The organism is Bacillus sp. FSL H7-0578 (genome assembly GCF_038630855.1).
Classification (GTDB): domain Bacteria; phylum Bacillota; class Bacilli; order Bacillales; family Bacillaceae; genus Bacillus; species Bacillus safensis.
Map to the genome: position 1 here is coordinate 671891 of NZ_CP152045.1, position 14736 is coordinate 686626.

Sequence of the window (14736 nt, forward strand, 5' to 3'; positions counted from 1 at the left end):
ATTTTCAAATCTCATAGTATAATTAAAGGTTGTTAGTGGTGAAAATAGATTGCATAATGAATATAGGATGATGATGAATGAAACGTGCTCGAATTATATACAATCCGACATCTGGGCGTGAACTCTTCAAGAAGAATTTACCGCAGGTTTTGCAAAAATTTGAACAAGCTGGCTATGAAACTTCTTGTCATGCGACGACATGTGCAGGAGATGCCACGCAAGCAGCAGAAAAAGCCGCACAGAGAGATTTTGATTTAATTGTAGCAGCAGGTGGAGACGGCACGATCAATGAAGTCGTCAACGGACTAGCACCGCTTGAAAAAAGACCAAAACTAGGAATTATTCCAGTTGGAACAACAAATGACTTCGCAAGAGCACTTGGAATTCCACGAGAAGGTGTTTTGAAAGCGACAGATGCCATTATTGAGGGTGTAGCGAAGCCGCTTGATATCGGTAAAGTCAATGGCCATTATTTTATTAATATTGCTGGCGGCGGCCGGTTAACAGAGCTCACCTATGAGGTGCCTAGTAAACTGAAGACCATGCTTGGACAGCTTGCTTATTATTTAAAAGGCATGGAGATGCTTCCTTCTATCCGCCCGACAGAAGTCGAAATTGAATATGACGGCAAATTGTTTCATGGAGAAATCATGCTGTTTCTTGTTTCACTCACAAACTCAGTAGGCGGCTTTGAAAAACTAGCGCCAGATTCCATTTTAGATGATGGGATGTTTGACCTGATCATTCTAAAGAAGGTCAATCTAGCAGAAGCCATTCGAGTGGTCAGCCTTGCACTCAGAGGCGAGCATATTCATGATAACAATGTCATCTACGCAAAAGCGAATCGCGTGAAGGTAGATGTAAAAGATAAAATGCAATTAAATTTAGATGGTGAATACGGCGGCATGCTGCCAGGTGAATTTGAAAACCTGTATCGCCATATTGAATTTATTGTGCCAAAAGCAACAGCTGAAAAAATAGGGTGAAGACTGAACTTGGTTCCTTATGGCGGCCAAGTTTTTCTTTGCAAATGAGGTGATAAAATTGGTGAAAATGAAACCGCCTGTTGAAAAGAATGAATACTACAATGTAACCTTCGAAGACTTAACGCATGAAGGTGCAGGTGTAGCAAAAATTGAAGGATTCCCTGTCTTTGTACCGAATGCCCTTCCTGACGAACAAGGGCAAATCAAAGTTACACGAGTCAAAAAAGGATTTGCTTTTGGACGACTCATGGAGCTGACAAAGGAAAGTCAGCACAGGCAAGATGCGCCATGTCCCATTTACAAGCAGTGCGGCGGCTGTCAAATTCAGCATATGAGTTATGAAGGCCAGCTGCTATTTAAACAGAAACAAGTAAAGGACGTTTTAGAGCGGATCGGCAAGCTTGATATGAGCCGTGTAAAAGTTCATCCTGTACTCGGCATGGAAGATCCTTGGAATTACAGAAACAAAGCACAAGTTCCAATTGGTGAACGCGAAGGCGGACTTGTTGCAGGATTTTATCAGCAGCGTACCCATGAAATCATTGATATGGAAAAATGTTTGATTCAGCAGTCAGAAAACGACGAAGTGGTACAGGCAGTAAAAGATATATGCAATGCGTTTGGCATCAAAGCATATAACGAAGAGCGGCACAAAGGCTGGCTGCGTCATGTGATGGTTCGCTACGGTATTGCAACAGGTGAAATGATGGTTGTGTTTGTGACTAGAACGGCTGATTTTCCGCAAAAGCAGCAGGTGATTGAGCAGATTATAGCACGCTTCCCACATGTTCGGTCAATTGTACAAAACGTGAATTCAAAGAAAACAAATGTCATTTTCGGAGACGAAACAACCGTTTTATGGGGGGAAGAATACATTTATGACACGATTGGCGACATCAAATTTGCCATTTCGGCCCGCTCATTTTATCAAGTGAACCCAGCTCAAACAAAGGTGCTTTACGACAAAGCGCTTGAATATGCAGAGCTGCAAGGCGAAGAAACCGTCATCGATGCCTACTGCGGAATCGGTACGATTTCCTTATTTCTCGCACAAAAAGCAGGCAGAGTATATGGGGTTGAAATTGTTCCAGAAGCAATTGAAGATGCAAAACGCAATGCTGCCTTAAACGGAATCAACAATGTTGAATTCGCAGTCGGTGAAGCAGAAGCGGTTATTCCGAATTGGTACAAAGAAGGCATTAAAGCAGATACATTAGTCGTTGATCCGCCAAGAAAAGGCTGTGACGAAGCACTGCTTGACACCATTTTAAAGATGAAACCAAAACGAGTTGTTTATGTTTCCTGTAATCCTGGGACGCTAGCTCGTGATTTGCGCATTCTTGAAGATGGCGGGTATGTGACAGAGGAAGTGCAGCCTGTGGATATGTTTCCGCATACGAGTCATGTGGAGTGCTGTTCACTGCTAGTTAGAAAAGATAAATCATTTACAAATTAAGAACCCTAAGCTTGTAGATTAAGTCTGCAAGCTTTTTTGTATAGAGGTGCTCGAACATAATCCAATGTTTAATTGGAATTCATCTTTATGTTCCAAAAAATGAAAACCAAAAATTTAGATAGAGGGATAATTGGTTATATATAAAAAAGTTAAAATAAAGATATTTTCGAATTATCTTTTGCGGAAATTCATTGTAGTTAGAATAAGAAGAAATATATGATCTGAACGTAACGCTTCTCTACTTTATGCCGCTACCTGTTCTAGTTCTTTTTGGATTGGTTAACGTGCATGGCGGGGCATTTAAAAGCAAATTAAAAGGGGGGGTTTATTAATCAAGTAATATAAAGCAACTTTAAATGCTGGGGCGTGTTTGTACTCACTATAGCTATTTTTTGATCATCTTTCAGTAGCTCAATATTCCCTGTCAAACTCAAATACTCCTTTGCATGGGAAAATTAAAGATCAGTTTGATAAAGTGTATAGACTGAATGCGCGTTGCACAGAAAACGCATTGAATCAACTAGATCAATCTAAAAGAATAACGGCTCATGGATTGAGGCACACTCACGGGCAATATGAACTGGATCGGCATTGAAATTAGTGCAAATAGTGACGGGGATTTTGAGAAGGCAGTCGAGAACGCTCAATGGTTAATTCGCCAATTAATGATGGATCACCGCATTCCATTGTCAAATGATTTTAATTGATGCATGGTCTTGCTGCTGAAGGCATCTATGGTTCAAAGACTAAAGCAGTATTAGAAAAAGCGTTGAAATAATGAAAAACCCCTCAATTAGAGGGGGCATGCTGTCGAAAAAATCGACAGTCTTTTTCTTTATCATTGGTCAACTTGACCTTTTTTTATATTTTTTTATTGCAAACATTGCAATCCCTATGAAAATTAAAGTTGGTATACCATAAGCAAATGCTTGGAACACAATATCTCCGACTGCCATTCGATACCCCCATAATCTTAGTAGTAAGTGTTACCCTGTGCTTTAGCTTTATCTTTACCTACGATGAGGGAAACACTTCGTGTTATACTGCCTATTCCTCCACCAATAACCAATGTAGCTGAAAGCCTAGCTTCTGCTTTTTTGAAATCAGTTTCTTTCTTTCTGATAATTCTCATCTTTGGATTACTGTAACTACCTGTTACTGTCCAAATGTTCCACTTTCCAGCACTAGAGATTGAATCAAACCCACCTTTGATAATTGAATAGCTGGCTTTAAAACTCAATGAAAATGTACCACTATTGTTGTAATAAATATTCCTGCCTGAGCAGTTAGTGTAACCTGACCCTCCTTGGCACTTTCCTCCATCAATGCCGATATATGCTAGGGTGGAAAAACCAGGTTCATCAACAGCCGATTGAGTATAGGAACCATCAGAAAAAATGTAAGTTATTTCATAACCAGTAGCTGTTTCTTTTTTAATAGTTTCAATAGCTTTTTCTTCCGGTAAAACAAAAGAATCCAGAGCTTCCCCACTAGCAAGTTTCTTTAATAGCTTATCCTGAGTCTCAAAAGATACTACTCCTTCAGTCTGCATGTTTTGTTTCACTTTATCTAGTTGCTTCTTAGTAAAACCACTCTGATCTTCAGGACTATTGTTTTGAGTTTCTTGAGCAGATACTTGTTGTGGTAAAGATAATCCAATTGTCGCAAAAACAATCACAAATAAAAGAACCGATTTCTTCATTTTTCTCTCTCCCTTAATAATTTTTTTCCAAGAGTTTATACCTACATCACAATCAAATCTATAATCAGAATGCAATAAGTCTATAAGCAACCCTCCCTATTACAAACATTAACATGTAAAATATTCAAAAACAAACATTTTTATCATAAAATAGTTAAAAATTTCTATGTCATTTGAAGTCAATTAATCATAAAGACCCTTCTGATAGTTTTTCGATTTGTAAAGAAGCTATAAATTTTCTTATTCAAGACATTCATACAATCATCACTCAATTTATGTTTGTCCGCATAACCGGGATTAAAAATTTGGACTTCAAATATTTTCATCTTTAGCAAATTCCTATTCATCACTCGTCTTCTTTTCGGGAGTCCTTTTTTATTATTGCGGTTTCTTTTCGGTGTGGTGTTATTCCAAAAATAATAATATGTGTCATTATAAGGGATATTAAGGAAGTAGATAGCGGGAGTGGGGAAAATTCTTTCTTCTCAAGTTGGTATCTTGATAAATGATTGGTATAGATTTATAAGAACATTCAACGTGCCGGATGCAGAGATTTTAAAAGAACAGGTTGAAAGAGAAATAGAGAACATGGAAGAGGATCAAGATTTACTACTTTATTATCAATTAATGGAGTTTAGGCATCGACTCATGCTTGAGAGCCTTGAGCCTATTGAAATGAATCAACAACGCCCCACTTTACCCAACTTACTCAAAGAAATAGAGAACAAACAACCTCATGTCAAAGGAACGCTTGACTACTATTCAAACTTCTTTAGAGGTATGCACGAATTCCATCACAAAAATTATGTTGCTGCTATAAATTTTTATAAGATTGCTGAAGAACATTTAAAGAATGTACCTGATGATATAGAAAGAGCGGAATTTCATTATAAACTAGCTGATGCATATTATCGCATTGATCAACATTTCGTATCGTTAAACCATTTGGAAAAAGCAAAAGAAATGTATTCAACAAGCGAGTTTTACAAAGCAAAAGTAGTCGGTTGTAATATCAAATTTGGAGCGAATATGTACGACTTATACCGCTTAGATGAGGCAGAATCTTATTATAGGGAAGCCTTGAGCATGGCTCAAGAGCTTAATGAGGAAACAGCCCAACGGATTATTGGTGTAATACATCATAATTTAGGTTTAGTGAAAAAAAGAGCCGGAGAAATTGAAACCGCAGAAAATGAATTTCTAAATTCAATTCAAATAAAAGAACATGCCGAAACGATCTCGGGAATTAGAACACTTTATATGTTGTCCTGGGTATTCTACGAACAAGATAAAAAAGATAGAGGAAACCAATATTTCACCATTGGCTTAAATAGAGCTAATTTTGCAGACGATCAAGAATATATAGCTAAATTAAAAATCATTTATGCGCTTTTTGAAGAATATAATGAATCGGAGGTAAATGAAAGCCTCAGTTATTTAGAAAGCAAAAGTTTGTGGCAAGATGTAGCGGAGTTATCAGAAAAACTCGCAGATTATCATTATCAAAAAGGGAATTTTGAATTGAATAGAGAATATCTAAAAAAGACCATTAAAGCACAACAACAAATACTAAAAATGGCGGAGGCGTTATGATGAAAAAGTTATTTATCAGTTTAACAATTTTTTCTGTGTTATTCGCTGCCGGTTGGTCACTTGATAAAATCATTACTTCTAACACTTATCATGTAACAGAAAAGGCAATTACAATTTAAAAAGCCCCTGCATAGGGCTTTTTTATTTGAATATCTTTTCATTAGTTTGCCGGATGCTGTTCCTGCTGCCCGTCGCGTGACACGTTTCCCAGAAGTAGCTTTTGAACGGCGTTTACGTCTCCTCAAATTTTTGATATTTTATAAAGTGTTGATAGTTTTTTGTTCATTTTATACTCCTTTTGCGTTGAATCCTTACAAAAGTATATAATGATAAAAATTGCTGAAAGACTTTATAGAAGGACATGCCCTTTAGGTGCTATGTCATGAGAGGAATTGGATGAAAGATGAGTAAAAATTTCTGGCGTGATTTACCGCGGCCATTTTTTATATTAGCACCAATGGAAGAAGTGACAGATGTTGTGTTTCGTCATGTTGTGAGTGAGGCGGCGAGACCGGATGTGTTTTTTACAGAGTTTACGAACAGTGAGAGTTATTGCCACCCTGATGGTATTCAAAGTGTGAAGGGGCGTTTAACGTTTACAGAGGATGAACAGCCGATTGTTGCTCATATTTGGGGAGACAAGCCTGAAAACTTTAGACAAATGAGCATTGGAATGGCGGAATTAGGATTTCAGGGGCTTGATATTAATATGGGCTGTCCTGTCCCAAATGTCACACAAAATGGGAAGGGCAGCGGCTTGATTCTTCGTCCAGATGTTGCCGCAGAGCTGATTCAAGCAGCAAAAGCTGGGGGATTACCAGTCAGCGTCAAAACAAGACTTGGTTTTACTGAAGTCGATGAATGGCGCGGGTGGCTTAGACATATTTTGGAGCAAGATATTGTGAATTTATCAATCCATCTTCGCACAAGAAAGGAAATGAGCCAGGTGGATGCGCATTGGGAGCTCATTCCTGAGATCAAAAAACTTCGTGATGAAATAGCACCTGATACTCTTTTGACAATCAATGGTGATATTCCAGATCGTCAAACAGGCTTAAAGCTCGCTAAGCAGTATGGAATAGACGGCGTGATGATTGGGCGCGGGATTTTCCATAACCCATTTGCTTTTGAAAAAGAGCCGAAGGAGCATACAAGTGATGAACTGCTTGGTCTTTTAAGGTTACATCTTGATCTTCATGATCAATACTCATCATTAGGTCTGCGTCCATTCAAGGCACTGCACCGTTTCTTTAAGATTTATGTAAAAGGATTCAGAGGAGCGAGTTTCTTGAGAAATCAATTAATGAACACATCATCAACAGATGAAGTGCGTGCAATGCTGGATGAATTTGAAGCGAGAAATCAAGACCAATCATGACCAACAAGAGGAGGGGGAACCCTTCTCTTTTTTATTAAATAGGACTATTAAACTAGTTCTCTTAAATGGTAAAATGAGATAGAAATAACAATTGGAGGTATTTTATTTGAAACCATTTTGGGATAGAGAAAGTGAAGAAACATTTAAGAAAATCAATGAGAAAGGCATTGCAAAAGCGGAAAAGAAGCTAGGCGTCATCCTGCCTGATACATATAAGCAACTGATCCTCGAACAAAATGGCGGGTATACCCTGCATAATGCTTTTCCAACGGATCAGCCGAATGGATGGGCAGAGGATCATGTGTCATTTGATCATTTAAGAGGAATTGCCAAGAATGAAGGCATTATGGATAGTGATTATTTAATAGAAGAATGGGAATTGCCTGAGGGACTTGTGCTCATTTGTGGGGATGGTCATACGTGGATTGCATTGGATTATAGAGAAACAAAGGAGCATCCGCCGATTCACTACTTTGATCTAGAAGATGAGACGGATTTCAAATTAGCGGATTCGTTTGATGAACTGCTTGCTGGGCATTATACCGCTGAATAGGAAAAGGCAGCCGCAAATAGATATATTTCATTAAAACCGTTGTTATACAGTATTTTTTGAGAGAGACAAAAGAGTCTCTCTTTTTTTTGCGAAGCAACATTGAATCTCTCTCCAAAACTGTATCTGTTATGTTTAAGTCCTATTATTCAATTGGTTCACTTTCCACTCACTAAATTTTCTGACGATAATATCTGCCACAATGTAAAATGGCAGAAAGCTGGAGTTGTCTACTTTGTTATATAAGAGAAACGGGGTGCTGCTTACATAGATGTTAAACATGGCATTTTGTGCAAGAAGGTTATTTCTTAATGTGGTCATGCTGATAAATTTGATATGTCTCGTTTTCACCAATTGAATGATTTCATCTAAATTTTTCGATTCACCCGATAAAGAAATGATAAATAAAAGGTCATCCTCACCAAATTCAATGATTCCATCTGTTAAGTCCCGCTTGCTTCGTAATACTTGAGATTTTTTATGCAGTGACCATAGCTGCCGCTGTACATCATTGGCCAAATCGAGCTGTGCTGTTCCTGTCCCATAAATATAAATATACGGTGCACGATCTATCAGTTGATTTAATTGATGAAAGTCGAGCTGCTCCATATATTTCCTTGTCTGCCGGATGTCTTGATCAAGCAGCTCCATTAAATCTTGTGTGGTCTCTTCAGTGAAAGCATTTAATTTCACATAAGACTTTAAGTCGCTGTAGCCGTCGAACCCTATTTTCTTGGCAAGGCGGTGGATGGATGAGATGGAAGTATGAGCATAACGGGCAAGGTCCTGAATTTTCATTGTCTTCATTTCTTCAAGATGATCATGGATCGTTTTAATAATATGCAGGTCATTCTTATTTAAATCTTCGAAGTGTTTATTAACCAGCTTGTCCAGTATCATGCGATGTGCCCTCCAACATGAAAATATTTTCTTCCTGTGAATATATAATCTAATGTTACAACTTGATTTCTAAATACGTCAAACCTATTGGTTTTTGTAAGCGCTCCCTTTACAGTGATGTTATGGATCAAGCAAAGGGGGTATGCTTATGAATGCAATCAAGCGGTTTGGCAGTGCTATGGTTGTTCCTGTACTTTTATTCGCGTTTTTTGGTATTGTTGTCGGCCTCGCGACTTTATGTAAGAATTCAGCGATTATGGGGGAAATGGCTGTAGAAGGTACGATGTGGTACAAGGTTTGGTCACTGATTGAAAGCGGGGGATGGACGATTTTCAATCATATGGAACTAGCTTTTGTGATTGGATTGCCCATCTCACTTGCGAAAAAAGCGCAAGCACGTGCGACACTCGCAGCTTTAATGATTTATCTCGTATTTAACAATTATATTCATGCTATTTTGACACTTTGGCCGTCTACTTTTGGTGTTGATTTATCGCAAGGTGTCGAGAACGTAGCGGGTGTAAAAGAAATTGCAGGTATACCTACACTGGATACAAGTATCATTGGTGCGGTGATGATATCTGGAATTGTCATTTGGATCCATAATCGTTTTTATGATCAAAAGCTGCCTGAGATGCTTGGGATTTTCCAGGGGCTTGTATTTGTTGTCATCATCGGATTCTTTGTGATGATTCCTATTGCTTTTATCGTGGCTTTTGTATGGCCCTATGTTCAGCAGGGGATTCAATCCCTCCAAGGGTTCATGGCACAGTCTGGTTATATTGGTGTCTGGCTGTTTCATTTCTTGGAAAGGGTGTTAATTCCAACAGGACTTCACCATTTTATTTATACACCTTTTGAGTTTGGTCCAGCGGCTGTAAATGGGGGGTTAAAACCATATTGGATTGCTCACTTAAATGAATTTGCGTCCTCCACTTCCGATTTGAAGGATCTTTATCCATACGGATTTTTATTGCATGGGAATATTAAGATGTTCGGCTGTTTAGGGATAGCTTTAGCCATGTATTTTTCTACACCGAAAGAAAACAGAAAAAAGGTTTTGGCATTGGTATTACCGGCCACATTAACAGCCATATTTGCCGGAATTACAGAACCGCTTGAATTTACATTCCTATTTCTCGCGCCTTATTTATTTGTGATACATGCACTTCTTGGAGCGACCATGGTGACAATCATGAATATGTTTGGTGTTGTTGGAATGATGGGTTCCGGGCTTATTGAAATAGCTGCATTGAACTGGATTCCGCTCTCTTCAAATCATGGAGGGACTTATCTGATCCAAGCGGTGATTGGACTTCTCTTTACAGCAGTGTATTTTGTCATCTTTAGATGGATGATTGTGAAATTTGATATTCCATTACCAGGACGAAAACATGAGGAGGAGACGAGGCTATATACAAAACAGGATTATGAGAATGCTCATAAAAAAGGTCATGACCGAAAGGAAGCGCCCGTTTATGCGTCTGAGTATGAAGAGAAAGCCGTTTATTTCTTAGAAGGCCTTGGCGGTAAAGAAAACATTAAAGATGTGACAAACTGTGCCACACGTCTGCGTATTACAGTGATTGACCCTAGCTTGGTGAAAGATAGGGACTACTTTACAAAAAATAAACTGGCCCACGGCATGGCGAAGGGTGGTCAAAGCATTCAAATCATTGTTGGCTTAAGTGTACCGCAAGTAAGAGAGTCCTTTGAGACAAAACTTTCATTAGATTGAAAAAGGAGCTGGATATGATGAAAAAATTTAATATTACCATCGCTGGAGGCGGAAGTACATTTACACCGGGAATCATTTTGATGCTGTTAGACTATCTAGAGGAGTTCCCAATTCATACAATTAAGCTCTATGATAATGATGAAGCTAGACAAAAGACGATTGCAGATGCATGTGAGATTATGTTAAAAGAACGAGCACCAGAAGTGCGATTACTAGCAAGCACGGACCCAGAAGAAGCCTTTACTCAAGTCGATTTTGTGATGGCACATATTCGTGTCGGCAAATATGCAATGCGTGAATTAGATGAGAAAATTCCATTGAAGCATGGAGTTGTCGGACAGGAAACATGCGGTCCAGGCGGAATAGCTTACGGGATGCGGTCCATTCCAGGTGTATTAGAACTTGTCGATTATATGGAAAAATACTCACCTGAAGCTTGGATGTTAAACTATTCGAACCCTGCAGCGATAGTAGCAGAGGCAACACGTAAGCTAAGGCCGAATGCCAAGATTTTAAACATATGTGATATGCCAATTGGTATCGAAGAATTAATTGCAAAAAATTTAGGCTTATCTTCGCGGAAAGAACTAGAAGTCGATTACTATGGTTTAAATCATTTTGGCTGGTGGACAGATATTCGAGATAAAGCTGGAAATAGCTTAATGCCTGAGGTAATTAAGCATGTAAGCCAGCATGGTTATGCAACAGATGGAACATCTGAGCTAGAACAGCAGAAGAGCTGGAACAGCACATTAAAAAAGGCCAAAGATATTCAAGCACTTGATCCAAAAACGGTACCGAATACGTATTTGAAATACTATCTATTTCCAGATGAAGAAGTGGCACATTCAAATATTGAGTTCACGCGTGCCAATGAAGTGATGGAGGGGCGGGAAGCTTTTGTTTTTAGTGAATGTCAGGCCATCATTGATAAAGGAACTGCAAAGGAAACAAAGCTGACCATTGATGAGCACGCTTCTTATATTGTTGATTTAGCAAGAGCTATTGCTTTTAATAAAAAAGAACGGATGCTGATGATCGTAGAGAACAATGGCGCTATTAGGAACTTTGATCCAACAGCCATGGTTGAAATTCCTTGTATCGTTGGCAGCAGCGGTCCAGAAAAATTAGTAGTTGGAGAGATTCCTAGATTTCAAAAAAGTCTCATGGAGCAGCAAGTGGGCGTAGAAAAATTAGTAGTAGAAGCATTTGAAGAAGGATCCTATCAAAAACTATGGCAGGCCATCACATTATCGAAAACGGTGCCAAGTGCTAAAGTAGCAAAAGATATTTTAGACGACTTAATTGTGGCAAATCAAGCATTTTGGCCAGAGTTAACATAACACGAGAATAAGCAATATGGGCGTGACAGCGCTCATATTGCTTATTTGTTTTTTCAACCGATGTATTGTAATGGAGACAAAAAGCTCCCTTACCAAAAGGGGGCCGCCATTCCTTACTCTGCGCTCTCCTCAACCTCACGGCTATCCTCTGTTTCACCAATATAAATAGGGCCGTTAGCGTGGTCGATTCGGATTGGCCATTCGTATGGGATTTGAAGTCGTCTAGCAATGGCTCTCCAGAATTTTGTGGAATCCAATTCGAATTCTTGGAAGTCTTTTAATAAGTCTTTGTAAGACGAGCCATCAAATTGAATGAACATATCTTGAAGGCGCATGAACGCGACGTGTCTCACTTCAAGTGCTGCTGCGGCTTCCATTTCTTCTTCTGTTGCTTCTCCGATGATTGTACCTGCCGGCGGAAGCATGTCGTATACGTTAAATTCCTCTTCTTCTTCGTGTGCTGCATTGTGCTGCTGATCTGACATTTTTCTTCACTCCTTCTCGTTCTCAATCAAAACTTTATTTCGTGCTTACTTCTATTATCGGAAGGAAATGTGAAATGTGGAATGAAAAGTGGAGCAGATTCACAACTCTTGCTTTTTTCTCTTGAATCATCTATGATCAATTACAGATATAAAAGGTCTATAATAGATAGAAAGGAGTTTCCTCATGAAATATTCTAAAGCAACCAACTATGCGCTGCATACGATGGTGTTTTTAACTCTTGCGCCAAAGGGTAAAGCGATTGGCGTTGAGCCTCTTGCTAAGATGCAAGACCTTTCACCAACCTATCTATCCAAAATTTTAACAAAGCTTGTGAAGGCGGGACTGATTGAATCAACACCTGGTGCAAAGGGAGGATACACCCTTATCAAACGAAAGGAAGACATTTCGTTTTTAGATGTCATTCAGGCTGTAGAAGGGCAAACGAATTTATTTCGCTGCTCTTTAGAGCATGACTCCTTCATGCCTCATGATGGCTGTTTGATTGAACAAGTTATGCAGGATGTTGAAACGAAAATGCAGGAGACATTAAGTCAAAATCGGTTAATTGATATTGCGAACCAACTTGAGCAAACAGAAAAAAATCCATTTTTAAACGTGTGATTTTTTTGAACTAATTATAGATATTAAGAGTCTTTAAAATCTTTAATAAAAAAGGAGAGATTGATATGTTATTAGATTGTGCCATTATCGGAGGCGGGCCAGCCGGATTAAGTGCAGCACTTGTTGTAGGAAGAGGCAGAAAGCAGGTCATTGTATTTGATAATGAGCTGCCAAGAAATCGAGTGACGCAGGAATCACATGGATTTATTACAAACGATGGAATGACACCATTTGAGATTAGACAAGCCGGAGAGGCAGATCTTCAAAAATATCCTCATATCCAAATCAAACGAAGTCAAATTGTTGATATACAAAAGAAAGAGGAAAGCTTTACGTTACTAACACACGAGGGGGATGCATTCGAAGCGAAAAAAATCATTTTGGCAACTGGATTGCAGGATATACTGCCAGAGATCGAAGGAATTCATGATGTGTACGGAAAAACATTGTTTAGTTGTCCTTTCTGTGATGGATGGGAATTAAAGGAGAAAGCACTTGCCCTCATTGCAGAGAATCAGCGAGCCTTGCACATGGCTAAACTTCTTTCCAATTGGACAAAGGATTTGATCGTGTTTACGAATGGGCACATGTTAGCTGAAGAAGACAAGACGCTTCTGACGGCACATTCTATTCAAGTCATTGATGTGCCAATTGTGTCGATTGATCATGACAATGGGCAGCTGCGCTCTCTACAGCTTGCGAATGGGGAGATAGTGAATAGGGAAGGCGGTTTTGTCGCAAGTGAATTCAAGCAGTCAGCCCCATTTGCCGAAAAGCTTGGCTGTCAAATGACGAAGAATGCGGGTATTGAAACAGATATTCTTGGACGTACAACCGTCAGTGGTGTCTTTGCATGTGGTGATAATTTAGGCGGTCCTGCTCAGTTAGTTCTCGCAGCAGCAGCCGGAAGCCAGGCAGGAATGGGCGTCATTCATGAACTTGTGCAAGAAGAATTTCAAGAAAAAACATCTCTATGAAAAGAGATGTTCAGCGGAGAGCGGTTTTTCGTTTTGCTAAGACGTGAGCTGTCCATTCAAAAAGTGCGTAGATGACAGAGAAGATCAGGATCCAGCTGCTGACATCGACCCATACATTGGTGATCTGAATGATGTTCGCTTGATCAAGTCCAGCCTGTATCCACATGGTGATTAGTGCTGTAAGGAACACTTGTAAAAACCATTTTTTCAATTGGCCACACCTCCATCTCTTTCTATCATATAAGAAATGACAGTTCATTTCCAATTGTTTTCCTATATGTTTCAACGGTAAAATGAAAAATAAAACGAGTGAAAGGAAAGCAAATGAGTGATCAAACCAATAGATTTTTAAAAAATCATTTTCCTGATCTTATCCTCACGCCGCCGCTTTTTTATGAGTGGCCTATTGGGCTTCGGTTTGAATTGGCAGATTGGTCATTAGGAAAAGAATCGATTGTATTAGAAAAAGCGGGGGATCGTGCTTTAGAGATTGTGAAATATGCTTTTGATCCAGAAGACGAGATGCTGCTTGTAACGGATGTGTATACAGAACATGAACATGAATTAACGAAGCGTCAGCTCTTGGTTTATCAAAAATATGTCAATCGGAAAATGCGTTACCGATTGCGTCATGAGCTTTTGACCTATGTACGTCCAGAAATAGAAGATTCACTGACAATAGAGAGATTTACACTCAAATGCCAGCTGCAAGACATTCGATTGCGTCCGCTTCTCCATGCGATCTGCCAGGAAGACTTCTATGCACCGAATCAAATCTTGAAGGGGAAGCATGGTTATGAAATTTACCTAATGAATCTCTCGAAAAAAATGATTTTTCACTTATATGATGATCGAGGCTGTGATCTCATTGCGGCAGATCCAGAGCGTTTAAGACCAGTCTATGAAGGCTTACAGCACTGGCTATTAGACTATGATCGCCCTCAGATGGACCGCGTGTTTGCAGCGAAATAAGAAAAACCGCACTTTCGACAAGTGCGGCTTCTTT

The 14736-nt window shown here is 39.2% G+C and carries 13 protein-coding genes and 3 pseudogenes; 12 read left to right on the forward strand and 4 right to left on the reverse strand.

The window, feature by feature from the left end:
• The first annotated feature begins 77 nt into the window (after positions 1–77).
• The 4 genes and pseudogenes from MHB41_RS03345 to MHB41_RS03360 all read left to right on the forward strand — a co-directional run.
• Positions 78–986: a diacylglycerol kinase gene (locus MHB41_RS03345; protein ID WP_024424554.1), complete on the forward strand. Its 909-nt coding sequence runs from the start codon at positions 78–80 to the stop codon at positions 984–986.
• A gap of 61 nt (positions 987–1047) precedes the next feature.
• On the forward strand, positions 1048–2442 hold the full coding sequence (gene rlmD / locus MHB41_RS03350) for a 23S rRNA (uracil(1939)-C(5))-methyltransferase RlmD (protein WP_340899207.1): 1395 nt from the start codon (positions 1048–1050) through the stop codon (positions 2440–2442).
• 566 nt (positions 2443–3008) lie between these two features.
• Positions 3009–3134 (forward strand): annotated as a pseudogene (locus MHB41_RS03355) (N-acetylmuramoyl-L-alanine amidase); the annotation flags it as partial.
• Positions 3125–3220: pseudogene (locus tag MHB41_RS03360) on the forward strand (peptidase M15); the annotation flags it as partial. The pseudogenes MHB41_RS03355 and MHB41_RS03360, both read left to right, overlap by 10 nt.
• Before the next feature lie 195 nt (positions 3221–3415).
• Here the strand turns inward: MHB41_RS03360 and MHB41_RS03365 are convergent.
• Positions 3416–4144: a hypothetical protein gene (locus MHB41_RS03365; RefSeq protein WP_340899204.1), complete on the reverse strand. Its 729-nt coding sequence runs from the start codon at positions 4142–4144 to the stop codon at positions 3416–3418.
• Between the two features lie 465 nt (positions 4145–4609).
• On the opposite strand from MHB41_RS03365, the gene MHB41_RS03370 reads away from it, so the two are divergent.
• The 3 genes and pseudogenes from MHB41_RS03370 to MHB41_RS03380 form a co-directional block, all read left to right on the forward strand.
• Positions 4610–5737, forward strand: a complete 1128-nt coding sequence (locus MHB41_RS03370) for a tetratricopeptide repeat protein (protein WP_340899202.1) — start codon at positions 4610–4612, stop codon at positions 5735–5737.
• A gap of 403 nt (positions 5738–6140) precedes the next feature.
• A complete protein-coding gene (locus tag MHB41_RS03375; RefSeq protein WP_340899199.1) occupies positions 6141–7115 on the forward strand; it encodes a tRNA-dihydrouridine synthase in 975 nt (324 codons plus the stop codon).
• Positions 7116–7221: 106 nt separating this feature from the next.
• A pseudogene (locus MHB41_RS03380) lies at positions 7222–7665 on the forward strand (SMI1/KNR4 family protein); the annotation flags it as partial.
• Positions 7666–7800: 135 nt separating this feature from the next.
• Here the strand turns inward: MHB41_RS03380 and MHB41_RS03385 are convergent.
• Positions 7801–8565, reverse strand: coding sequence for a MurR/RpiR family transcriptional regulator (locus MHB41_RS03385; protein ID WP_081124069.1), 765 nt, complete (start codon positions 8563–8565; stop codon positions 7801–7803).
• 148 nt (positions 8566–8713) lie between these two features.
• On the opposite strand from MHB41_RS03385, the gene MHB41_RS03390 reads away from it, so the two are divergent.
• Together MHB41_RS03390 and MHB41_RS03395 are read left to right on the forward strand one after the other, a co-directional pair.
• Positions 8714–10303, forward strand: coding sequence for an alpha-glucoside-specific PTS transporter subunit IIBC (locus MHB41_RS03390; protein WP_340899197.1), 1590 nt, complete (start codon positions 8714–8716; stop codon positions 10301–10303).
• 17 nt (positions 10304–10320) lie between these two features.
• A complete protein-coding gene (locus MHB41_RS03395) occupies positions 10321–11646 on the forward strand; it encodes a 6-phospho-alpha-glucosidase (protein WP_046314088.1) in 1326 nt (441 codons plus the stop codon).
• Positions 11647–11759: 113 nt separating this feature from the next.
• Here MHB41_RS03395 and MHB41_RS03400 read toward each other — a convergent pair whose 3' ends face one another.
• Entirely contained in the window at positions 11760–12131 is a 372-nt protein-coding gene (locus tag MHB41_RS03400) for a hypothetical protein (protein ID WP_046314086.1), read from the reverse strand.
• Positions 12132–12315: 184 nt separating this feature from the next.
• Between MHB41_RS03400 and MHB41_RS03405 the strand changes: the two genes are divergently transcribed.
• On the forward strand, positions 12316–12753 hold the full coding sequence (locus tag MHB41_RS03405; RefSeq protein ID WP_340899192.1) for an Rrf2 family transcriptional regulator: 438 nt from the start codon (positions 12316–12318) through the stop codon (positions 12751–12753).
• Between the two features lie 65 nt (positions 12754–12818).
• Entirely contained in the window at positions 12819–13730 is a 912-nt protein-coding gene (locus tag MHB41_RS03410; RefSeq protein WP_098676678.1) for an NAD(P)/FAD-dependent oxidoreductase, read from the forward strand.
• Positions 13731–13740: 10 nt separating this feature from the next.
• On the opposite strand, the gene MHB41_RS03415 is transcribed toward MHB41_RS03410, so the two are convergent.
• Entirely contained in the window at positions 13741–13941 is a 201-nt protein-coding gene (locus MHB41_RS03415) for a hypothetical protein (protein WP_340899189.1), read from the reverse strand.
• 113 nt (positions 13942–14054) lie between these two features.
• On the opposite strand from MHB41_RS03415, the gene MHB41_RS03420 reads away from it, so the two are divergent.
• The gene (locus MHB41_RS03420; RefSeq protein ID WP_340899188.1) at positions 14055–14702 is read left to right on the forward strand and encodes a DUF3885 domain-containing protein; all 648 of its coding nucleotides are present in this window, start codon (positions 14055–14057) and stop codon (positions 14700–14702) included.
• Positions 14703–14736: the final 34 nt, after the last annotated feature.

What these genes read in the sequence shown, in the direction of transcription:
- MHB41_RS03345 (WP_024424554.1), top strand. Translation starts at nt 78, where the DNA reads ATGAAACGTGCTCGAATTATATACAATCCGACATCTGGGCGTGAACTC.
- MHB41_RS03365 (WP_340899204.1), bottom strand. Translation starts at nt 4,144, where the DNA reads ATGAAGAAATCGGTTCTTTTATTTGTGATTGTTTTTGCGACAATTGGA.
- MHB41_RS03375 (WP_340899199.1), top strand. Translation starts at nt 6,141, where the DNA reads ATGAGTAAAAATTTCTGGCGTGATTTACCGCGGCCATTTTTTATATTA.
- MHB41_RS03385 (WP_081124069.1), bottom strand. Translation starts at nt 8,565, where the DNA reads ATGATACTGGACAAGCTGGTTAATAAACACTTCGAAGATTTAAATAAG.
- MHB41_RS03390 (WP_340899197.1), top strand. Translation starts at nt 8,714, where the DNA reads ATGAATGCAATCAAGCGGTTTGGCAGTGCTATGGTTGTTCCTGTACTT.
- MHB41_RS03395 (WP_046314088.1), top strand. Translation starts at nt 10,321, where the DNA reads ATGAAAAAATTTAATATTACCATCGCTGGAGGCGGAAGTACATTTACA.
- MHB41_RS03400 (WP_046314086.1), bottom strand. Translation starts at nt 12,131, where the DNA reads ATGTCAGATCAGCAGCACAATGCAGCACACGAAGAAGAAGAGGAATTT.
- MHB41_RS03405 (WP_340899192.1), top strand. Translation starts at nt 12,316, where the DNA reads ATGAAATATTCTAAAGCAACCAACTATGCGCTGCATACGATGGTGTTT.
- MHB41_RS03410 (WP_098676678.1), top strand. Translation starts at nt 12,819, where the DNA reads ATGTTATTAGATTGTGCCATTATCGGAGGCGGGCCAGCCGGATTAAGT.
- MHB41_RS03420 (WP_340899188.1), top strand. Translation starts at nt 14,055, where the DNA reads ATGAGTGATCAAACCAATAGATTTTTAAAAAATCATTTTCCTGATCTT.